Annotated in this window: 15 protein-coding genes and 3 pseudogenes; all 18 read left to right on the top strand. The window is 38.8% G+C overall.

What is annotated here, in order from left to right; all coding sequences use genetic code 11:
- Window positions 1-287 precede the first annotated feature (287 nt).
- The gene (locus tag ACS8FA_RS15630; protein WP_102092685.1) at window positions 288-3164 is read left to right on the top strand and encodes a 2-oxoglutarate dehydrogenase E1 component; all 2877 of its coding nucleotides are present in this window, start codon (window positions 288-290) and stop codon (window positions 3162-3164) included.
- A 155-nt stretch (window positions 3165-3319) separates the two neighbouring features.
- The gene (gene odhB, locus ACS8FA_RS15635) at window positions 3320-4567 is read left to right on the top strand and encodes a 2-oxoglutarate dehydrogenase complex dihydrolipoyllysine-residue succinyltransferase (RefSeq protein WP_439267276.1); all 1248 of its coding nucleotides are present in this window, start codon (window positions 3320-3322) and stop codon (window positions 4565-4567) included.
- Between the two features lie 254 nt (window positions 4568-4821).
- Window positions 4822-6276, top strand: coding sequence for a dihydrolipoyl dehydrogenase (gene lpdA, locus ACS8FA_RS15640; RefSeq protein ID WP_439267274.1), 1455 nt, complete (start codon window positions 4822-4824; stop codon window positions 6274-6276).
- 158 nt (window positions 6277-6434) lie between these two features.
- A complete protein-coding gene (gene sucC / locus ACS8FA_RS15645; protein ID WP_057757869.1) occupies window positions 6435-7601 on the top strand; it encodes an ADP-forming succinate--CoA ligase subunit beta in 1167 nt (388 codons plus the stop codon).
- A gap of 149 nt (window positions 7602-7750) precedes the next feature.
- Window positions 7751-8626 (top strand): succinate--CoA ligase subunit alpha, encoded by an 876-nt coding sequence (sucD, locus tag ACS8FA_RS15650; protein WP_101204626.1) that lies wholly within the window; start codon window positions 7751-7753, stop codon window positions 8624-8626.
- A gap of 92 nt (window positions 8627-8718) precedes the next feature.
- Window positions 8719-9369, top strand: a pseudogene (gene galE / locus ACS8FA_RS15655) (UDP-glucose 4-epimerase GalE); the annotation flags it as partial.
- Window positions 9370-9434: 65 nt separating this feature from the next.
- Window positions 9435-9875, top strand: a complete 441-nt coding sequence (locus ACS8FA_RS15660) for a transposase family protein (RefSeq protein WP_522901981.1) — start codon at window positions 9435-9437, stop codon at window positions 9873-9875.
- A gap of 8 nt (window positions 9876-9883) precedes the next feature.
- Window positions 9884-10267: pseudogene (locus tag ACS8FA_RS15665) on the top strand (transposase family protein); the annotation flags it as partial.
- A 7-nt stretch (window positions 10268-10274) separates the two neighbouring features.
- Window positions 10275-10691 (top strand): annotated as a pseudogene (locus ACS8FA_RS15670) (GDP-mannose 4,6-dehydratase); the annotation flags it as partial.
- A gap of 202 nt (window positions 10692-10893) precedes the next feature.
- Window positions 10894-11892 (top strand): UDP-N-acetylglucosamine 4,6-dehydratase (inverting), encoded by a 999-nt coding sequence (pseB, locus tag ACS8FA_RS15675; RefSeq protein ID WP_102078642.1) that lies wholly within the window; start codon window positions 10894-10896, stop codon window positions 11890-11892.
- Window positions 11892-13058 (top strand): UDP-4-amino-4,6-dideoxy-N-acetyl-beta-L-altrosamine transaminase, encoded by a 1167-nt coding sequence (gene pseC, locus ACS8FA_RS15680; protein WP_371548000.1) that lies wholly within the window; start codon window positions 11892-11894, stop codon window positions 13056-13058. The genes pseB and pseC overlap by 1 nt, the downstream gene beginning before the upstream one ends.
- Window positions 13055-13741 carry a pseudaminic acid cytidylyltransferase gene (pseF, locus tag ACS8FA_RS15685; protein WP_102078640.1) on the top strand — a complete coding sequence of 229 codons (687 nt, stop codon included), beginning with the start codon at window positions 13055-13057 and terminating at the stop codon, window positions 13739-13741. Before pseC ends, pseF begins: the two co-directional genes overlap by 4 nt.
- A gap of 8 nt (window positions 13742-13749) precedes the next feature.
- Window positions 13750-14889, top strand: a complete 1140-nt coding sequence (locus ACS8FA_RS15690; protein ID WP_439267363.1) for an ATP-grasp domain-containing protein — start codon at window positions 13750-13752, stop codon at window positions 14887-14889.
- Window positions 14886-15788 (top strand): NAD-dependent epimerase/dehydratase family protein, encoded by a 903-nt coding sequence (locus ACS8FA_RS15695; RefSeq protein WP_439267365.1) that lies wholly within the window; start codon window positions 14886-14888, stop codon window positions 15786-15788. Before ACS8FA_RS15690 ends, ACS8FA_RS15695 begins: the two co-directional genes overlap by 4 nt.
- Window positions 15785-16849, top strand: coding sequence for a pseudaminic acid synthase (pseI, locus tag ACS8FA_RS15700; RefSeq protein WP_102078637.1), 1065 nt, complete (start codon window positions 15785-15787; stop codon window positions 16847-16849). Before ACS8FA_RS15695 ends, pseI begins: the two co-directional genes overlap by 4 nt.
- 2 nt (window positions 16850-16851) lie before the next feature.
- Window positions 16852-19800 carry a hypothetical protein gene (locus ACS8FA_RS15705; protein ID WP_439267367.1) on the top strand — a complete coding sequence of 983 codons (2949 nt, stop codon included), beginning with the start codon at window positions 16852-16854 and terminating at the stop codon, window positions 19798-19800.
- A gap of 120 nt (window positions 19801-19920) precedes the next feature.
- Complete coding sequence (locus ACS8FA_RS15710) at window positions 19921-20847, top strand: hypothetical protein (RefSeq protein ID WP_439267368.1); 927 nt, start codon at window positions 19921-19923, stop codon at window positions 20845-20847.
- Window positions 20840-22000 (top strand): tetratricopeptide repeat protein, encoded by a 1161-nt coding sequence (locus ACS8FA_RS15715; RefSeq protein WP_439267370.1) that lies wholly within the window; start codon window positions 20840-20842, stop codon window positions 21998-22000. The genes ACS8FA_RS15710 and ACS8FA_RS15715 overlap by 8 nt, the downstream gene beginning before the upstream one ends.
- Window positions 22001-22006: the final 6 nt, after the last annotated feature.

Consider the following 22006-nt stretch of genomic DNA (forward strand, 5'->3'; position numbering starts at 1 on the left):
TATAAATTAATGTTGTGAAACGAGCTAGATAAGAAAACTGAGCGTTCACAAATAGTTTTATTTTTAGACGGGTATTGCAATAAGACTTGTTACCACTATTTAGCATCACTTGCTCTTGTAGACAATGACAGCAATATTCTATGGTGATGGCAATACTTAGGGATAAAAGTGTTTTATCGAATAGTATTTAACAGGATATGACACATTGTCTAACTACCTGAGCATACAACGACTGACACAATAATAAGCACGATTCCATTCATTTATCTATCAAATAGACGATTATTATGAATAGTATAACCAAAGAAAAATCTGGCCAAGTACATACTGAACTGGCTGCCGATAACGCCAACTATATAGAAGCTCTCTACGAGCAATACCTAACAGACCCTGATAGTGTTGATACTGACTGGCAAACGTACTTTGAACAGTATAAGTCGCAGAACGATGCTCAGCACAATGCTATCAAAGATCAGTTCTTACTACTTGCTCGTAATCAAACGGCAAATAAGAGTAGCAGTACTGATACCGACTCTAGCAGCTCTGCCAACTGTGACCCTAAGCAGATGGGCGTACAGCAACTAATCTCAGCATACCGTCGTCGCGGTCATCGCCGTGCCAAGCTTGATCCTTTAGATTTGCATCCACGTGCAGAAGTAGAAGATTTGACGCTTGCTTATCATAATTTGTCAGAAGCTGATCTCGATACCGTATTCCCGACCAATGATTTAGTCATCGGTAAAGATGAAGCAACATTGCGCGAAATCATCGAAATCATGGAACGTGTTTACTGTGGCCATATCGGTGTCGAGTATATGCACGTTACCACCAGTACCGAAAAACGCTGGATGGAAGAATACCTAGAGACCAATCTAGGCTATATCAAATTCGATAAAGAAAAACGTTTATCTATTCTTGAGCGCTTGACGGCTGCTGAAGGTCTAGAAAAATACCTTGCTCGTAAATATACGGGTGTTAAGCGTTTTGGTTTGGAAGGCGGCGAGAGCTTCATTCCTGCGATCAATGAAATCATTCAACGTGCTGGCGGATATGGCACAAAAGAAATGGTCATTGGTATGGCTCACCGTGGCCGTCTAAACCTACTAGTCAACATTTTAGGTAAAAACCCTGCAGACTTGTTTGATGAGTTTGATGGTAAGGTACAGCCAGAAAAAGGCTCAGGTGACGTTAAATACCACAACGGTTTCTCATCTAATGTGATGACACCAGGCGGTGAAGCGCATTTGGCTTTAGCATTTAACCCATCGCATCTTGAAATTGTCGCGCCAGTACTACAAGGCTCAGTACGTGCTCGTCAAGTACGTCGTAACGATCAGCCATTACTAGACAATACTGGTGGTAATTCAGTATTACCTATCGTGATTCATGGTGATGCTGCTTTTGCTGGTCAAGGTGTGGTTCAAGAAACTTTCCAAATGTCACAGACCCGTGCTTATACCACTGGCGGTACTGTGCATATCGTAATCAATAACCAAGTTGGCTTTACTACTAGCCGTCAAGAAGATGTTCGTTCAACTGAATATTGTACTGACGTTGCCAAGATGGTTCATGCTCCTATCCTACATGTAAACGGTGATGATCCTGAAGCAGTCGTATTTGCCGCTCAGTTAGCATTAGATTATCGTCATAAGTTTGACAAAGACATCATCATTGATTTGTTCTGCTATCGTCGTAATGGCCACAACGAAGCAGATGAGCCATCTGCAACTCAGCCATTGATGTATGCTGTTATTAAGAAGCTTCCGACTACTCGTACTCTTTATGCGCAAAAACTTATCGCAGAAGGTATCTTAAATGCCGAAGAAGAGAAACAGTACGAAGATGATTATCGTGAGTCGTTAGACCGTGGTGATTATGTTGTTAGCTCATTGGTTCAAGAGCCTAACGAGCAGTTATTTGTAGATTGGAAACCTTATCTAGGTCATGACTTGGTTGATGACTGGGATACCAGCGTTGATATCGAAAAGCTCAAAGGTTATGGACGCCGTATGGCAGAAATGCCAGAAGGCTACAAGTTACAACGTCAGGTTCAAAAAGTTGTTGAGCAGCGTCTAGCGATGCAAACGGGTGAAGAGCCTCTTAACTGGGGTGCAGCTGAGACATTGGCTTATGCATCATTGGTTGATAACGACGGCGTATTAGTACGTATTACTGGTGAAGATGTTGGTCGCGGTACTTTCTCACATCGTCATAGTGAAATATATAATGTGAATGATGGCAGCATGTATGTGCCGTTGTCTCATTTGAGTGAAAATCAAGCGCGCTTTGCTACTTACAACTCATTGTTGTCAGAAGAAGCGGTACTAGCCTTTGAATATGGTTACGCGACCACCGTACCGAACGCATTGATCGTTTGGGAAGCACAGTTTGGTGATTTCGTTAACGGTGCTCAGGTTGTGATTGACCAGTTCATCTCAAGCGGCGAGACCAAATGGCAGCGTGTTTGTGGTTTGACGATGTTGTTACCACATGGCTTTGAAGGTCAAGGCCCTGAGCATTCATCTGCACGTTTAGAGCGTTTCTTACAGTTATGTGCTGAAGACAATATGCAGGTCATTACCCCAACGACTCCTGCGCAAATTTATCATGCATTACGTCGTCAGGCAGTACGTCCTATTCGTAAGCCACTGATCGTTATGTCACCAAAGAGCTTATTACGTCATAAGCTAGCGACTTCTAATCTAGAAGAGCTAGCTAATGGTAAGTTTGAGACGGTATTGCCAGAGATGGACGATCATAACGCAGATAAAGTGACTCGTATGGTTCTGTGTGGTGGTAAGGTTTATTATGATTTGTTAGAGCAGCGCCGTGCATTAGGTCTTGATCATGTGGCTATCGTTCGTATTGAGCAATTGTATCCATTGCCAGAGACTCGCTTAATCGCTGAAATCGAAAAATACAGCAACCTAACTGAAATCGTATGGACGCAAGAAGAGCCATTGAACCAAGGCGCTTGGTACTACTTAGCACCGCATATGTTCCGTATTGTCGTACCGCATCCAACCAAAGCAAAAGTCATGGAGCCAGTAGCGCGTCCTCCTAGTGCAGCCCCTGCAACAGGATCACCGAAACTGCATGCTCAACAACAGCAAGCACTTATTGCTGGTGGCCTTGGCATAAGTGTTGATGAATTAGCTCAGTAATACCTTGTTTAATCAAAAGATTATAGAAGATAAATGAATCAGGCGATGACAGTCAGTGTTTTTTAATAAAATATAAGCAAAGTTATTAAAAGATTACCGGCTGCCTATCACGACTTAATAATAAGTATGAATATCCAAATCTAAGGAGTATATCGATGGCTGACATCAAAGCCCCCGTTTTTCCAGAATCGGTTGCCGATGGCACAATCGTTGAGTGGCACGTCACTGAAGGTCAACAAGTTAATCGTGATGACCTATTGGCTGAAATTGAAACTGATAAAGTTGTATTAGAAGTTGTAGCACCTGATAATGGTGTATTGACCAAAATCGTAAAGCAAGTTGACGATACTGTATTGTCTGATGAGCTTATCGCTCAGTTTGAAGCCGGTGCAAGTGCTGGTGCTAGCGCAGAAGAAGCGCCAGCAGTAGATCCAGACCAACCAGCTGCGCCAGTTCAAGCAAAACAAGCTGCTGATGGTGGCGAGCCTGTTCAAGCAACAGATAAGAAAGGCGAAGCTGATCATAAAGATCAAAGCCCAGCAGTTCGTAAAGCAGCAAAAGAGTCAGGCGTAGATCCTAAAGAAGTTGAAGGTAGTGGCCGCGGTGGTCGTGTAACCAAAACTGATATGGCTAACCCAACATTGAAATCAGACAGCAGCATCAAGTCTGATAGCGGCCGTCCTGTTGCTGAATCAATGGGTGAGCGTACTGAAAAACGTGTTCCAATGACTCGTCTTCGTAAGCGTGTTGCTGAGCGTCTACTATCAGCATCACAAGATACTGCGATGTTGACGACGTTTAACGAAGTGAATATGAAGCCATTGATGGACATGCGCGCTAAGTACAAAGAGAAGTTTGAAAAACGTCATGGCGTACGTTTAGGCTTTATGTCGTTATTCGTAAAAGCAGCGACAGAAGCGCTAAAACGCTTCCCAGCAGTAAACGCTTCACTAGATGGCGATGACATTGTTTATCATGGTTTTTATGATATCGGTGTAGCAGTATCTTCAGATCGTGGCTTGGTTGTTCCAGTACTACGTGATACTGATCGCATGAGCATGGCTGATGTTGAAAGCACAATCCGTGAGTTTGGCGGTAAAGCACAGCAAGGTAAGCTTGGTCTAGAAGACATGACTGGCGGTACGTTCACTATCTCTAACGGTGGTGTATTTGGTTCATTGATGTCAACACCTATCTTGAACCCACCACAAACTGCTATCCTAGGTATGCACGCTATCAATGACCGCCCAATGGCTGTCGACGGCAAAGTTGAAATCTTACCAATGATGTACTTAGCATTATCTTATGACCATCGTATGATCGATGGTAAAGAAGCAGTACAGTTCTTGGTAACTATCAAAGAGTTGGTCGAAGACCCTGCAATGCTACTACTAGACCTGTAAGCTTTTAAGCTTGTATTGGCAACCGCTGATACAAGCTTTTTAACTTTGGTATAGATAATGATTTTTATTAGTCAGCGATCACTTGATGCGCTGATAACCGTATTTAAATGAATTTAATAATGGTGACTTGCTATCGATGAGTGAGTCTATCTCATTGACATAGTGTATTAACTATTCAGTGTAGATAACGCTGATCTATCAGCAAGATAACAACCAGTTTAAATGACACATACAATTAAAAATAGGAACGTACTATGAAAGACAATTATGATTTAGTCGTCATCGGCGGCGGTCCTGGTGGTTACGAAGCAGCTATTCGTGCAGGCCAGCTCGGTATGAGTGTTGCTTGTATTGAAAAGCGCGTTTACAAAGGCGAACCAGCACTTGGTGGTACTTGCTTAAACGTTGGTTGTATCCCATCAAAAGCCCTACTTGACAGCTCACATCGTTACGAAGCTACTAAGCATGACCTTGACGAGCACGGTATCAGTACTGGTGACGTTGCTATCAATATCGAAAAAATGATAGAGCGTAAAGAAGGTATTGTTAAGCAGTTGACTGGTGGTGTTGCAGCGTTGCTAAAAGGCAATGGTGTTGACTGGCTACAAGGCTGGGGTACTTTAGTTGATGGTAAAGGCGCTGACAAAAAAGTCAAATTTACTGCTCTAGAAGACGAAAGCGAAACGACGATCACTGCTAAGAATGTCATTCTTGCGGCCGGTTCTGTGCCTATTGAGATTCCTGTTGCCAAAACTGACGGTGACCGTATTGTTGATTCAACTGGCGCACTTGATTTCACTGAAGTACCTAAGCGTCTAGGCGTTATCGGTGCTGGTGTTATTGGTCTTGAGCTTGGTTCAGTATGGCGTCGTCTAGGTGCTGAAGTAGTTGTGTATGAAGCACTTCCTAGCTTCTTAGCTGCTGCTGACAAAGACATCTCAAAAGAAGCTGGCAAAATGCTGAAGAAGCAAGGTCTTGATATCCTTGTCGATACCAAAGTAACCAATGCTGAAGTCCAAGGTGACCAAGTTGTGGTTACTAGCGAAAATAAAGGCGAATCTTCTGAAGAAAGCTTCGACAAGCTAATCGTTTGTGTCGGTCGTCGCGCTTATTCTGAAAAATTGCTTGGCGATGATAGTGGCATCACGTTGACTGAACGTGGTCTTATCGATGTCAATGACCAGTGCAAAACCAATCTTGATGGCGTTTATGCTATCGGTGATTTGGTCCGTGGTCCTATGCTTGCGCACAAAGCAATGGAAGAGGGCATGATGGCTGTTGAGCGTATTCATGGCGAAAAACCTCAAGTTAACTATGACACTATCATCAATGTCATTTATACTCACCCAGAAATCGCATGGGTAGGTTTGACTGAGCAAGAAGCTGAAGAAGCTGGCTATGAAGTTAAAACAGGTTCTTTCAACTTAGCTGCTAACGGTCGTGCATTAGCGCAAAGCGAAGCGCAAGGTTCTGTGAAAGTAGTTGCTGATGCGAAAACAGATCGTCTATTAGGTATGCATGCTATCGCTGCTGGTGCTGGTGATATCGTCCATCAAGGTATGATCGCGATGGAATTTGTGTCTAGTATCGAAGACTTGCAGTTGATGACATTTGCTCATCCAACTATTTCAGAAGCAGTGCATGAAGCTGCTCTATCTGCAGATGGCCGTGCTATCCACGCTATCCAGCGCAAAAAACGTAAGAAATAAGTAGTTGCTCGTTTAGTTATTATCGATTTACAACCTGATTGGGGTATCGCTATTTTGGTGATGCCACAATCATGAGTGCGTCAGACGTATGATTAATATGTATATGCGCGCACTTGATTTCACTTTTTATTAATTGTAAAAAATAAAGGATACAATCAATGAATTTACATGAGTATCAAGCAAAAGAGCTATTAAAAAGCTACGGTTTGCCAATTCAAGAAGGCATCATCGCTCATAACGGCGAAGAAGCTGCTGCAGCTTTTGATAAAACCCCAACTGACATTGCGGTCATTAAAGCGCAAGTACATGCTGGTGGTCGCGGTAAAGCTGGTGGTGTAAAGCTAGTTAAAACTCGTGAAGAAGCTAAGCAAGTTGCTGAAGAGCTGATCGGTACTAACTTAGTAACGTTCCAGACTGATGCTGATGGTCAGCCAGTAAACTTCGTATTGGTTGCAGAAGATATGTATCCAGTACAAACTGAGCTATATCTTGGCGCAGTCGTTGATCGTGCAACTCGTCGTGTAACTTTCATGGCATCTACCGAAGGTGGTGTAGATATCGAAGAAGTAGCACACAGCACTCCAGAAAAAATCTTCAAAGTAAATGTTGATCCTTTAGTTGGTTTAATGCCTTTCCAAGCGCGCGACGTTGCGTTCAAACTTGGTCTAGAAGGTAAGCAAATCAACCAGTTCGTTAAATTGATGACTGGCGCTTATAAGGCATTCGTTGAAAACGACTTTGCTCTAATGGAAATCAACCCATTAGCTGTTCGTGAAAATGGCGAAATCGTTTGTGTTGATGGCAAAATCGGTATTGACTCAAACGCACTGTATCGTTTGCCAAAAATCGCAGCGCTACAAGACAAGACTCAAGAAAATGAGCGTGAGCTTAAAGCCGCTGAATTTGACCTAAACTATGTTGCTCTAGAAGGTAACATCGGTTGTATGGTTAACGGTGCTGGTCTTGCAATGGCGACCATGGACATCATCAAATTGTATGGCGGCAAGCCTGCTAACTTCTTGGACGTTGGCGGCGGCGCAACTAAAGATCGCGTTGTTGAAGCGTTCAAAATTATCCTAGAAGACAGCAGTGTTGAAGGCGTTCTAATCAACATCTTCGGCGGTATCGTACGTTGTGACATGATTGCAGAAGCTATTATCGCTGCTATCAAAGAAGTTGACGTACAAGTACCAGTTGTTGTTCGTTTAGAAGGTAACAACGCTGAGCTAGGCGCACAAATCCTAGAAGAGTCTGGTCTGAAATTGATTTCAGCTCAAGGTTTATCTGACGCGGCTCAAAAAATTGTCGATGCTGTTAAAGCGTAAGTCTTTAAACATAAGTGTTTAGAGATAAATGCTTAAGCATAGTAGTCAAATCGTAGTAGTGGTTTTATAGCAAAGATTGGTTATCAAAATTTGATAAGACTAGTTATAAAGGCCACTGTTACAAGACAACCGAATACAAGGAAAATATAATGAGTGTATTAATCGATAAAGATACCAAAGTATTGGTACAAGGTTTTACTGGTAAAAATGGTACGTTCCATTCTGAACAAGCCATCGAATATGGCACAAAAGTTGTTGGTGGTGTTACTCCAGGTAAAGGCGGCCAAACGCACCTAGGCCTACCAGTATTTAACACTATGGCGGAAGCCATGGAAGCGACTCAAGCTGACGCTTCTGTTATCTACGTACCAGCACCATTTGTACTAGATTCTATCGTTGAAGCAATCGATGCTGGCGTTAAGTTGATCGTTGTGATCACTGAAGGCGTACCGACTATCGATATGCTAAAAGCAAAACGCTATCTTGAAGAAGCTGGCGACGTACGTTTGGTTGGTCCTAACTGCCCAGGCGTTATCACTCCAGGTCAGTGCAAAATCGGTATCATGCCAGGCCATATCCATCAGCCAGGTAAAGTAGGTATCATCTCACGTTCTGGTACATTGACTTATGAAGCCGTAGCTCAGACGACTAAGCTTGGTTTTGGTCAGTCAACTTGTATCGGTATCGGTGGTGATCCTATCCCTGGTATGAACCAGATTGACGCATTGAAGCTATTTGAAGCTGATCCACAGACTGAAGCTATCATCTTAATCGGTGAGATCGGCGGTACTGCTGAAGAAGAAGCTGCTGCTTACATCAAAGACCATGTGACTAAGCCAGTTGTTGGCTATATTGCTGGTGTTACTGCTCCAGAAGGCAAGCGTATGGGCCATGCTGGCGCTATCATCTCTGGTGGTCAAGGTACTGCTGAAGAGAAATTCAAAGCGTTTGAAGATGCTGGTATCGCGTACACACGTGACCCATCTAAGCTAGGCGATAAGCTAAAAGAAGTTACTGGTTGGTAAGATAGGCATTAGTCTACTAACTACCAAAACTCTATTGAATTACTGATAAGACACCCCTACAATGGGGTGTCTTTTTTATATCTGAATCCCTTATGAAAAACAAGATACTAGTTACGGGCGGTGCTGGATATATCGGTTCCCATACCTGTATAGCATTGCATGAAGCAGGCTATGAGGTTGTCGTATATGATAACTTATCTAATAGTAGTCGTGAAGCGATTAACCGTGTCTCTACGCTTATTGGACAGACAATTGAGTTTATCGAAGGTGATATACGAGATGCTGAGTCACTTAAAAAAGTGTTTGCTGCATATCATTTTTTTGGTGTGATTCACTTTGCTGGGTTAAAAGCAGTTGGGGAGTCAGTAGCAAAGCCACTCATGTATTATAATAATAATGTCAGTGGAACCATCACTTTATTAGAAATGATGTCAGAGTATGATGTCAAAAATTTAGTTTTTTCATCATCTGCCACTATTTATGGTGATCCTGAATCCTTACCTATCGATGAGAGCTCGAAGCGTTCTTGTACCAATCCTTATGGACAAAGTAAGCTTGCTGTCGAATACATATTAGAAGACTTAGCTGTGTCTGATGGCAGCTGGAACCTGATTGCTCTTAGATACTTTAATCCAGTAGGCGCGCATCCATCAGGACAAATTGGCGAAGACCCTAATGACATTCCTAACAACTTGATGCCTTATATTTCTCAAGTAGCCGTCGGCAAACTTGATAAGCTCAGTAGACCTCTTGCAAAAGTAGTTGTAAGACACAACGTATATTATTGAACTCTACTTACTTAATAGATATGCCAAACATAGATAAGCTACTCAAACAAAGTGACGCTGGTTTTAAACGCTACACTGGCATTCATAAAGCCACCTTTTATGACATGCTTGAGGCCATGCAAAAGCATGAAGCATCTAAGACCAAATCAGGTAGACCAAGTGTGCTCAGTCTTAAGGAGCAGATACTACTAGCCCTGACTTATTGGCGTGAATACCGCACGCTTTATCATATCAGTATGGACTTTGGTATTCATGAGTCTTCTGCTAGCCGTATCATTCGTAAAGTAGAAGACACACTGATTGACTTTGGTAAGTTTGAATTGCCCAAAAAGCTGCCTAGTCGTGTCGATGAGGACATCAATTGGTCAGTCGTCATTGTCGATGCCACCGAAACCCCTATTGAGCGTCCAAAAAAAACCAGAGAGACTACTATAGTGGCAAGAAGAAACAACATACCTTAAAAGCGCAGGTTATCGTTCATTGGCAAACTGGTTTGATACTTGATGTGCAAACCTGTAAAGGGTCAATCCACGATTTTAAGCTGTATAAAGATACTTGTCCTGATTGGTTACCTGAGAATACTAACTATCTAGCAGACAGTGGTTATCAAGGGTTAGCAAAGCTACATAACCAAACTTTCACACCATTTAAGAAACCTCGTGGTGGTCAGTTATTGGAGATATGCAAACAGGCCAATCAATATCTGGCAAAGTTCCGTATTGTGGTTGAGCACAAAATAGGCTTAATCAAGTTGTTTAAAATCGTGGCTCATAAATATCGCAACCGTCGTCAGCGCTACGATCTTAGAATGAAGCTATTTGCTGGTATCATTAATTCCGAGCTTAGACTATGACTTTTGCAAGAGGTCTAGTATCTTTGGCAATGACTATCCTACTGTCGATGGAACAGGTGTCCGTGACTTTATTCATGTTACTGATTTGGCTCAAGGTCATGTGGCTGCGCTAAATTATTTAGAGAAACAAATTAGACTAAACGAAAGTGGTACGACACAACAATATTCAGTAGGCTTTTTACCTATTAACTTAGGTACTGGCAAAGGTGCGTCTGTATTAGAATTGGTATCTGTATTTTCTGACGTATCTGGCCAGACTATTCCTTATCAGTTTATAGATCGTCGAGCAGGTGATATCGCGAGTTGTTATGCCCGTGCCGATAAAGCGAAAACGTTGTTAGGGTGGCAAGCTGAATTATCGATTATTGATATGTGTCAAGATACATGGCATTGGCAGAGCATGAACCCGAATGGTTATGAGTAGATTTTTTCTATTTTTTGCAGTTGAGTGACATTTTTTTCTAGAGTAAAAATATAAAAATAAGGAGTTTTCCATAACTTTAGCTGAAAATTAAATTACGAGTCAGTTATAATATGAGAGTAAACAATTATTTAAAAGCACAATCACCTAATTAACATAGGTGATTTCCATTTAGACATATACAAATATCTGAGGTTAAGAAGAAATGTTAAGTAATTCAACGATTTTGGTGACAGGTGGTACAGGTTCGTTCGGACATAAATTTATACCTATGACCCTTGAAAAATATAATCCTAAAAAAATCATCATTTTTTCAAGGGATGAAATGAAACAATGGGAAATGGCTAAATTGTTTCAAGATGACCCACGTGTGCGCTTTTTTATTGGCGATGTAAGAGATAAAGAAAGGCTATATCGTGCTTTAGATGGAGTTGATTATGTCGTGCATGCTGCTGCTACTAAAATTGTTCCAACAGCAGAATACAATCCTTTTGAATGTGTAAAAACAAATGTACATGGGGCAATGAACCTAATTGACGCATGCATAGATAAAGGTGTTAAGGGTGTAGTTGCGTTATCAACCGATAAAGCAAGTAGTCCTATAAATCTATACGGTGCTACTAAACTCACTTCTGATAAATTATTTGTAGCAGGAAATGCTTATAGTGGACAGCATGTGACCAAATTTTCTGTCGTAAGATATGGTAATGTGATGGGATCACGTGGATCAGTAATCCCTTTCTTTTTATCAATTAAAGAAAGAGGTGAGCTACCTATTACTGATGATCGTATGACACGTTTTATGATTACCTTGGAAGAAGGCGTTGAGCTTGTATGGCATGCTTTTGAAGATATGGAAGGTGGTGAGATTTACGTTAAAAAAATTCCATCAATGAATATTATGGATGTAGCAAAAGCTGTGGCGCCAGAAGCTACCACTAAGGTAGTTGGTATTAGACCTGGTGAGAAACTACATGAGCAAATGATTGGTGCTGAAGATTCTTATTATACTTATGAGTACCCTGAACACTTCAAAATCTTACCTACTATTAACAACTGGGGTCATTCACCTGAAAGAGTGAAAGATGGTAAATTAGTTCCAGAAGGTTTTGTTTATTCAAGTGATAATAATACTGAATGGATGCCAAGAGAAGAGCTCGAATCTTGGATACAAGAAAACAAAGATAATATTGGTAAAATCTAATGAATTTTATTCCCTACGGTCGCCAAAATATTACAGAGGAGGACATTGACGCAGTCGTCAATGTCCTCAAGTCTGATTATTTAACGCAAGGCCCTAAAGTGCCAGAGTTCGAAGATACAATCAAAAAACATTGTAATGTTGAATATGCTCTGGCAATGAACAGTGCTACTTCAGCCCTCCACGTTGCGTGTTTGGCTTTGGATGTGGGCAAAGGTGACATTGTTTGGACGACACCTATTACATTTGTAGCATCTGCAAACTGTGCTTTGTATTGTGGTGCTACAGTTGATTTCGTAGATATTGATCCAAGGACCTATAATTTATCTACTCAGTCTCTAGAACATAAGCTTAAAGCTGCTAAAGAGCAAGGTAAATTACCGAAGGTAGTGATTCCTGTGCATTTATGTGGTCAACCTTGTGATATGGAGAGGATATATCAACTTTCTAAAAAGTATGGCTTTTATATTATCGAAGATGCTTCACATGCTATAGGTGGTAATTATAAAAACCAGCCAATAGGTAACTGCCAATATTCGGATATTACAATTTTTAGCTTTCATCCAGTGAAAATAATTACGACTGCTGAAGGCGGCGTAGCGACCACGAAAAGCAAAAAGCTAGCACAAGAGATGGAGTTGTTACGTAGTCATGGTATTACTCGTGATTCTGATCTAATGACTCATGAGCCAGATGGCTCTTGGTACTATCAACAAATTACGCTTGGTTTTAATTATCGAATGACTGAAATGCAGGCTGCGTTAGGTGTTTCTCAAATTAAACGTCTTAATACTATTACTGATAGACGCCACCAACTTGCTAAAACATACGACAGCTTATTGGCTGATCTACCTGTAATAACTCCTTATCAACATTCAGATGGATATTCAGGACTACACCTTTACGTGATACGTATTGAAACTAAACAGGTGCAAAGAACCCAAAAAGAAATATTTGATGATTTACGGGCTGCGAATATTGGTGTCAATCTTCATTATATCCCTGTACACCTCCAACCTTACTATCAACAAAACTTAGGGTTTACGTTAGGGGACTTTCCTGAAGCAGAGTTATACTATGCACAGGCAATTAGCTTGCCTATGTATCCTGAACTTTCAGAACAAGAGCAGGAGTATGTAGTAAAAACGCTAAGGAGTATTCTAATATGAGTAGTGTAGCTTTGATTCCTGCTCGTGGTGGAAGTAAGCGTATTCCTAGAAAAAATATAAAGAACTTTTGTGGAAAGCCAATTATTGCCTATTCTATCGAATCAGCCCTAGAAAGTGGTTGCTTTGATAAGGTAGTTGTATCAACAGACGACCAAGAAATTGCAACTGTAGCTGAAAAATATGGTGCCGAAGTTCCTTTCTTGAGGCCTGAATACATCAGTAATGACTTTGCAACAACGAAGGATGTAATTAATCATTTTCTAGAGTATTTAAAAGAAACTGATGATGACTATGACTATCTTTGTACTATTTATGCTACAGCGCCACTTCTTCAAAAAAAATATCTTGTCGAAGGTCATAACAAGCTACAGAATTCTAATGTAGTAAATGTATTTAGCTGTACAACGATGCCATTTCCTATACAAAGAACTTTCAAGTTAGGGCATGATGATCGATGCGAAATGTTTTGGCCAGAAAACTTCAGTAGTCGTAGCCAAGATTTGGAAGAGGCTTATCAAGATGCAGGTCAGTTCTACTGGAGAAATCTAAAAACCACCTCTACAAAAAACATGTTTGGCTCTGATAGTGCCGGGATAGTTATACCAAGACATTTCGTACAAGATATTGATACATTAGAAGATTGGGAAAGAGCCGAATATATGTATCAGCTAATCAATAGATAGGACAAATAATGAATAATACAATATTAATTCTGGGTACAAACTCAGGGCAACTTGATTTAATCAAAACAATGAAAGAGTTGGGTTGGTATGTTATTGGTTGTTCAAATAGATCTGATGAAGTTGGCGTTAAATACACAGACAAATTCTATGAAGTTGACATTCGTGATATTGAAGCAGTATCAAAGATAGCAGTAGATAATAATGTTAACTTAGTATATTCAGTATCATCAGATACAGCGATTAAATCAGTAGTACAGGTGTCTAGCAAACTCAACTTGCCTACTTTTTATTCAGAAGAGCTAATCCGATTACTTGATAATAAGCAAGATTTAAGAAGTTTTTTGAATAACATTGAGCTTAGTATTGTTAACTATGTAGAAGTTGATGACATTGATGAAAGTAACAAATGGAATACGTTCCCATGTATCGTAAAGCCATCTAATGCACAAGGTCAGCGAGGTGTAAAAAAAGTTAACAATGCTTATGAGCTAAAGAACTCAGTTATAAATGCTAAACAATTTTCGTCAAACAACACTGCAGTGATTGAAGACTTTCTAGATGGAGTGGAGATATCGTGTAATGTGCTAGTTTCAGAAGGCCAAATTGTATTTGACATACTATCTGAACGTTTAACTTATAACGATGAATATTTTGGTATACCAATAGGACATCTAATTCCTTGTGTAAACATTGACGAAGATACTAAGAAAGAAGCTGTTGAATTGGTTTCTAATGTAGTAAAAGCATTAGAAATTGAAAACGGACCTTTATATTTTCAAATGAAAGCGACTACGAACGGAGTCAAAATTATCGAAATCGCTCCGAGATTGGATGGCTGTCACATGTGGAGACTTATTCAGCATGCCACAAATAGGAGCTTTCTAGTTGAAACAATTGAGGTGTTATTAAATAAGCATCAAAGTATGCAGCGTGTGCAATTGAAAGATAATAAATACTACGAATTGATTTTTCAACATTCACAACCGAGTCAAACATTTGAAGAAGAACGTTTCCCTATTCCAGTAGATGCTCTATATCATGAATATAGATACTCTAATGGAGAAGCGATTAATATCATCAATGGCAAAAAAGAAGTAGTAGGTTACTACGTTGCTGAATTTCCAAAAGATAAGTGGGAAGATGAATGAGACTCATAGTCACAGGTGCGACAGGTTTTATTGGTAGGCATTTAGTTGAGTCCGCTCAGCAGAATTTTGAAATTATCTGCTTAACGAGAAGTAACGAAAAAAATGGTGAGAATCAAAGCGTAAGTTTTGTTCAGACAGACTATGAGCTAAATAGTCTAGAAAATATTTTTCGAGAAGGTGATGTGTTGGTTCACTTAGCTGGTCAAAGATTAACTAGAAGTGAAGAAAAACCTAAGCTAAGTGGCTTTATTGATTCCAATATAAAGATGACCGAAAACTTGCTTTTAGCAGCATGTGATGCAAAAATCAGGCAAATTGTTCTGACTTCTACCATTGGAATATATTCCGAAATGGATAGAACGCCATATTTAGAAGATGCGGTTACACATCCCAATACTATATATGGATTGTCAAAGTTAATGGGGGAGCAGCTAGTCACCTATTACTGTCAAAAAAACAATGTCAAAAGTACTATTTTTAGACTGTCTCAGTGTTTTGGTGTAGGAGAAAAGGACTCTCCAGTCTTAATGAGGTTTGTAAAGTTAGCTAGAAACAAAGAAAAGCTTACCGCCCAAGATAACGAGTTTTATTTGGATGAGGTGTATGTTAAGGATGTTGTTGAAGCAATAATCTTATCCATTACTAAAGAAGTAGCAGGTACTTTTAATGTTGGCGGTGGTAAAGCATACTCTATTTTAGAAATGGCAGAAACAGTTAATGAAGTTTTTGATAATACTGATAACATTGAAATCATCTCAAATATAAAAATTAGAAACGTAGATAATTTTCTATCAACTCAGAAAATAGAGAATCAATTAAATTGGACACCTAAGTTTAATTTAAAAGAGGCTTTAGTTGATATGAGAAATACTTATAATGCAAATAAGGAGTTGAAATGAATACATTGAAGGAAGTTCTATATAAAGGTGATGCTAAAGCAAATGATCCAACTCCGTTTATCATTGCAGAAATGTCAGGGAACCACGGAGCCTCATTAGAACAAGCACTAAAGATTGTCGATCACGCTTCACAAACAGGTGTAGACGCTCTAAAGTTGCAGACCTTTACACCAGAATCGATGACCTTAAATTTAGATCACGACCATTTCAAAGTGACTAACAAAAAGTCATTATGGTATGGCAGAAGACTTTACGACTTATACGAAGAAGCCCAAACAAAGTATGAGTGGCACAAGGCTATATTTGATAGAGCACGTGAAAAAAATGTTTTATGTTTTAGCACTCCTTTCGATGAAGAGGCAGTAGACCTTCTAGAGTCGTTAGAGGTTCCAGCTTATAAAATTGCTTCTTTTGAATGTGTTGATATTCCTTTGATTAGATATGTTGCTCAAACAAAGAAACCAATGATTATCTCTACTGGAATGGCATCTATTTCTGAAATCGACCTGGCTGTGAATACAGCTCTAAAAAATGGCTGCTCTCAGCTGACGCTTTTACAGTGTACTAGTAGTTATCCAGCTCCTGCATCAGAAGCAAATTTAAGAACCATTCCTCATATGAGAGAGTTGTTTGGTTGTCAGGTGGGTTTGTCTGACCACACGCTAGGCATAGGTGCTGCAATAGCTGCTACAACGCTAGGTGCAACTGTTATTGAAAAACATTTTAAGCTAGAAGATGATGAGGGTAGCATCGATGCAGCATTCTCTTTGACACCGAGCCAGTTTAAACAGCTTGTGACTGAATGCAAAACTGCTGCTGAGGCTATGGGTTGTGTATCTTACGGAGTAAGTGATGCTGATACACTAGCAAGAAAAAATAGAAGATCTATTTATGTTGTTAGTGATATCAAAGCTGGTGAATTGATTACAAGTGAAAATATTAGAAGAATAAGACCGGGACATGGTTTAGCACCGAAATATTTTGATGAAGTAATTGGTAAAAGGGCTGCATCAGATATGAGTATAGGCACACCGTTAGATTGGAATAAATTAGAGAATTGATTATGGCTCATTACTGGCTCAAAAAAGCAAAAAAAAGTCTTTTAAAATCTAAAGAGTTTTCTAAGGCGAAAGAAATCTTGGAGACGAATAATTTTTTAGAGAAGAAGGAGTTTGCAAAAGTAAAAGAACTCTTAGATTCTAAAGAGTTCTCGAAAGCAAAAGAGTTCTTAAAAGCTAAAGAATTAGAGTTTTTCAAGGCCAAAGATTTCTTAATCACTAAAGTGAATCAAAGTCCTAGTCATGATATAGAAGAAACATTGCAAGAGTTGGTAAGTAATGAGCAGCTACGGGTTACTTCTCAAAGAAAATATGGTTTGCATCTTGAAAAGCTATTGAACTCAGAAGAAGGCCTAAAAGACTTAGGCGCAGTTGCCGAAAGACTGATAGGCAATAACCCTGATAGTATTCTACTGATATATTTGTCAGTTATCTCTCTAGCTAAGCAAGAGAGATTTGAAGAAGCATCTGATTTAATTTCAAGTAAGGTTGTCGAGCTCAAGTTAAATAAAGCTAAAAATATTAAGGTCAGAGATAAACAATTAGTGGCCTTGCTAAAGGTTTGGAGAGTTCTCGATCTTGTAGCAAGAGAAAATATGAAGTGGGCAGATGGTGATAATTTAAAGAACAAAAATTACGATGAGTTAGAGTTCTTGTTATCTGATCATGACTTAGAAGATCCTGAGTTGACCTCTGATCTTATTCTATTTTATGCTGAGCCATATTTGCAGGGTAAGCTTCATCATGATTATTTGAATATATGTCAATTAGCATTTGATAAAGCAAAGACTTTAGATAAAAAGCTCAAAGTTATTTATGCTTCTAGACGAGAAGGTATTAGGCGTCTTCCTAGCTATCATCAAAACTATGAGTTGGCGATAGCTTTATATGTTTCATTAGAGGATGAAATTAACGAGTTTGTTAATCAATCTTTGCTAGACAGAACCTTGAAAAATGTAAAAACTCTAAGAACAATAATGAATGTAGGAAGGTCTTTGGGGCAGGATGCTATATATAGACCGGCTAAAGAGGCAATTATTCAAATCGCAATGTCAGATGCAGGTCAGTCAACAGTATGGACTGCCGCCTTTGCACTTATGGAAGATGGTAAAGACAATTATGAAATATCTAAAAAAATACTGAATTTAAATGATAAAAAACCTCAGCATGCATCAGATATTCAGCATTTTCTGGATTGGGCTATATTAGCAGAAGAGTATCAATTAGCTTATGAATTCTTTTCGAAGCAGCCAAGAAAAGTAAAGGAGTCAAAGAGTGCTCTTTCTTATGTAAAAATTCTTCATAGACTTAAAAAGTTTGAAGAAGCAGAAGATATAACTAGAGGAGTTCACATTTCTCTCTTATCTCGGAGCCATAATTTATGTCCGTATACTAGTTGGTCATTGGTCAAAAGGTCAGGCGAGCTTAAATTTTTAAAGGATACAGCCGTACTGTATCAAAGTATTCCACAGCCCAAAAATCCACAGGGAGTAATTTTTATTACTCCAAGATCTATAGAGCAGTTGAGAAAAACGCCTATCGTTCTTCTCATGGAGCTTAAAAGATTGGGTTGGGCCGTCATACCTTTATCAGAAGGTCTTTTGCCGACAGAAAAAACGAACAATGTATATATCAATGAGTTCATTGATGTCATAACGATGAATCGAGAAATAAAGAGGGACTCTAAGCTTGAACTTGATACAGAATTCGATATCAGTTTGAGTCAAGGTAAAATGCAGTGGAAAGATATTGATCTATCTCATGTTTTGTGGGAAGAGTCAGCTATCAACAAACGTATCTATGACGTAGATTACACTTGCCCGGCATTAAACCATTACTTAGAAAATATTTATACTACAACAAAGTCGGCAGCGACTGTTTTAGACAATATTCATAAGCTAAAAGACGATATTGGATTAAGAATCGGTTTTATCGTACAGTTTAATGCAAGATTACCAGATGCGCTCTATCGTTTTTATTGCGAAGAATATGGAGATCCTAAAGATTTCTTTTGCATACATTCTGCAAATGGATATCAAAATTACTTTTCTAACTTCTCTACTAATATATCTTCTAAGTGTGTTGTTAGAAATATGACGAAGTACCCTCATACACGGTCTGCTAGCTTCCCATTACCAGAGGAGTTTGAGGTTTTTTACCAAGAAAACAAATATCGTGCTGAAGAGATTTTAGAAACGGTAAGTGGCGTTACAAATGTAAAGAGATCCGTCTCTTATGATGACGATTCTGTTGAGAAGAGAGCTGCTATTCAATACATTAATAGTTGGAGAGCAGCTGGCAAAAAAGTAGTTTGTGCATTTGGCAAGGTTGTCTATGATTCAGGAGTTCCATTTGATGGAGGTGCTGCACATTCAGACATGAAGGACTGGATCAATCATTCTATTGAAACGGTTAATGGTACAGATACATTACTACTTATCAAGCCTCATCCACATGAATTAAATCAGCAAATTTCAACATTTGGGAATGCCGTATTTAGAGATATTATTCAGGAAGAAAACCCGAATATAATATTTCTAGATCATAATTGGTTCAAAATGCATGACTTGAAAGATTTGATAGACTTTGCAATCGTTTATAACGGTACTTCTAGTATTGAGCTAGGTGTAATGGATATACCCGCTATTCTATGTGGACATTTCGGAACGGTCGATTACCCGGTCGGGCACCCTTCGCCAAACGATAGATTGCATTTCGAACAAATGTTAAAAGGTGAAGTCGAACTTGAATGTGACGATGAGTTGAGATACAAATCAGCATTATGGCTTTTCTATATGGGGAGTAGTTTGTTCACGACAGACTATAGATACCATTCAAGACCTGTCACCAATAAAGTGCTATATCCTCCATATTGGTTTAATAAGGATGTAAATCGTTATTTGACTAAGGGCGATCAGAATGTAAGAAAGCTTGCATTAGAAATTATTGAATAGGATTATAAATTGGATATAGTCGTTATAAGATGTTCAGCAAGTACTAACGTTGGATTTGGCCATTTGGTTAGATGTAGAGTGCTTGCTACGGAGCTATGCAAAAGAGGATATGGCGTGATTATGATTGGCCCACCTTTTAGCTTAAAAGATAAAACTGACAAAACCAATTTTTTCGAATGGATTCCCAGAGAGAATTGGTTAAGCTCTGAAAGTGAAGCTGACTTTCATCTTAGTGTTTTGAAAAAATACAATTCAAGGCATATTATTATCGATGATTATCGATCTGATGGAGAACATCAGAAAAGATTGCGCGAAGAAAATGTAAGGATCGTTCAGCAATATGATGCTAGTAAAAAGCAAAATTTTGCGGCTAATCTGGTAGTAAACGGTAGTCCACATGAAAGAGCGGAATTTTATAAAAAAGATGTTTTATATAATGATGTAGAGTTTTTATTAGGTCCTAAATATTGCATACTGCGACCAATATTCTTTAATGATGAGCTCAAAGAATGCCATAAGCAAAAAAGAATCTTGATGACTTTTGGTGGCGGTAGTGATAGAGGTGCAATTCTCTATATTTTAAAAAACTTCTATCAAATTATTGCAGACAATAATTGGAAATTAACTATAGTAGTTAGTGATAAGAATGAAAATATTGGAGACATATCTAATTGGATAAACTCAAAGGGCTCTAAAGATATTGAGCTTATGATCAGTCCTGAAAATATGGCAGAAATAATGTCTACCTGTAGTTTTGCAGTCTTAGGTGGTGGAACTACTATATTTGAAGCTGCCTATCTAGGTATTCCGGCACTATTGATACCTATTGCTGATAACCAAACAAATCAATGTATAGGTTGGGATAAGTTGGGCGGTATGACATATGTTTCAAACTTTAATGAACTTGATGATGCTAAGTTTGCAGAGGATCTAAGAAGTTTCTTGAGTGAGCCTAGCTTAATTGAATCACATAGACAAAATCTAAAGACTATTATTGATGAGCATGGCTATGAAAGAATACTCGATAAGCTGTTGAACGATGAGTAATAGTGAATTTCCAACACCTTTGAAAGGTGATAATCATTCTATATTTGTCAGACCAAGTTCGTCAAAGTTAGTTATTTTCTTTGCTGCAATTAATATGAAAGAAAATCAATTTAATTTTTGGCAACTAGGCAGAGAAATTGATGAGAATGTCATTTTTGTAAACGATCCTTCTAATCAATGGTATCTAAATGGTATTCCAAGCTTAGGAGTAAGTTTGGATCAGACAATAATATGTCTCAAAAAATGGATAAATCATTTAGAGGTGAAAGAGGTGTACACTGTTGGAACTAGCATGGGTGGTCATGCATCCATTCACTATGGGATAGAATTAGATGCCAATATACTATCATTTCCAGCTGAGATTATATTGGGAGAGCCGTATTCTAGAAGCATTCAAAACTTGGAGCAGGATATAGTAAAGAAAAATTTTCTATTAGAAAAAATAGCCAATTTTGATAGAACGATACATATGATAATCGGTGAATCTACACCTAAAGACCTGATTAATGCAGGTTATATAAGGGGTTTTGAAAACGTTAAAGTTTACTCATTATTAGGAACGGATCATTACGTACCTTCTGTGATTTCACGTTCTAGTAAGCTATACACATTGTTGATGAATTTTGTCTCTACGGGTATGGTTCAAAAGGAGCTGTTTTCGAACTTAGGAAATTTCAATCTATACGATGATGAGTTATTTGCCGATCTTGCTGAAGCATATCAGAATTTTGGTTCTGCCAATTTTGAAAAGGCCATCTTTTATGCCAAAAGAATACTCACTAGGTTTCCCGCTTTCGAAAGTGCGTTGTATATAATTGGAGACAGTTATTTTCAGAAGGAAGAGTATCAGTTAGCAACGAATTATCTGGCAAGTGCCGCCATAGTAGCTCCCAATAATGCAGACTATTTATTTAAGTATTCACATGCTATTAGAATGCTAGGTGATAAAAATACTAGTCTACATATTTTAGATACTTTGATTCAAAAATTTCCAAACTATGCTAAAGCTTATTATGCTAGAGGTAATATGCAAGTAGAAGAGGGTAATGAGTTGCAGGCTCTAGAGTCGTTCAAGTTAGCGTTCTCTTTAGATAATAGAAATAAAAAATTTGAGAGTAGATATTTGAAGTTACGTAATAAACCCTTCATATAAGTTGTT

The sequence above is a fragment of the Psychrobacter sp. 1Y1 genome (genome assembly GCF_051847395.2).
Taxonomy (GTDB): Bacteria; Pseudomonadota; Gammaproteobacteria; order Pseudomonadales; family Moraxellaceae; genus Psychrobacter.

Excerpts from the sequence above, each read along its gene's own strand:
- sucD (WP_101204626.1), top strand. The coding sequence starts at position 7,751 with ATGAGTGTATTAATCGATAAAGATACCAAAGTATTGGTACAAGGTTTT.
- ACS8FA_RS15705 (WP_439267367.1), top strand. The coding sequence starts at position 16,852 with ATGGCTCATTACTGGCTCAAAAAAGCAAAAAAAAGTCTTTTAAAATCT.
- ACS8FA_RS15660 (WP_522901981.1), top strand. The coding sequence starts at position 9,435 with ATGCCAAACATAGATAAGCTACTCAAACAAAGTGACGCTGGTTTTAAA.
- sucC (WP_057757869.1), top strand. The coding sequence starts at position 6,435 with ATGAATTTACATGAGTATCAAGCAAAAGAGCTATTAAAAAGCTACGGT.
- ACS8FA_RS15690 (WP_439267363.1), top strand. The coding sequence starts at position 13,750 with ATGAATAATACAATATTAATTCTGGGTACAAACTCAGGGCAACTTGAT.
- ACS8FA_RS15715 (WP_439267370.1), top strand. The coding sequence starts at position 20,840 with ATGAGTAATAGTGAATTTCCAACACCTTTGAAAGGTGATAATCATTCT.
- ACS8FA_RS15630 (WP_102092685.1), top strand. The coding sequence starts at position 288 with ATGAATAGTATAACCAAAGAAAAATCTGGCCAAGTACATACTGAACTG.
- ACS8FA_RS15710 (WP_439267368.1), top strand. The coding sequence starts at position 19,921 with ATGATTGGCCCACCTTTTAGCTTAAAAGATAAAACTGACAAAACCAAT.
- odhB (WP_439267276.1), top strand. The coding sequence starts at position 3,320 with ATGGCTGACATCAAAGCCCCCGTTTTTCCAGAATCGGTTGCCGATGGC.
- ACS8FA_RS15695 (WP_439267365.1), top strand. The coding sequence starts at position 14,886 with ATGAGACTCATAGTCACAGGTGCGACAGGTTTTATTGGTAGGCATTTA.
- pseF (WP_102078640.1), top strand. The coding sequence starts at position 13,055 with ATGAGTAGTGTAGCTTTGATTCCTGCTCGTGGTGGAAGTAAGCGTATT.
- lpdA (WP_439267274.1), top strand. The coding sequence starts at position 4,822 with ATGAAAGACAATTATGATTTAGTCGTCATCGGCGGCGGTCCTGGTGGT.
- pseC (WP_371548000.1), top strand. The coding sequence starts at position 11,892 with ATGAATTTTATTCCCTACGGTCGCCAAAATATTACAGAGGAGGACATT.
- pseI (WP_102078637.1), top strand. The coding sequence starts at position 15,785 with ATGAATACATTGAAGGAAGTTCTATATAAAGGTGATGCTAAAGCAAAT.
- pseB (WP_102078642.1), top strand. The coding sequence starts at position 10,894 with ATGTTAAGTAATTCAACGATTTTGGTGACAGGTGGTACAGGTTCGTTC.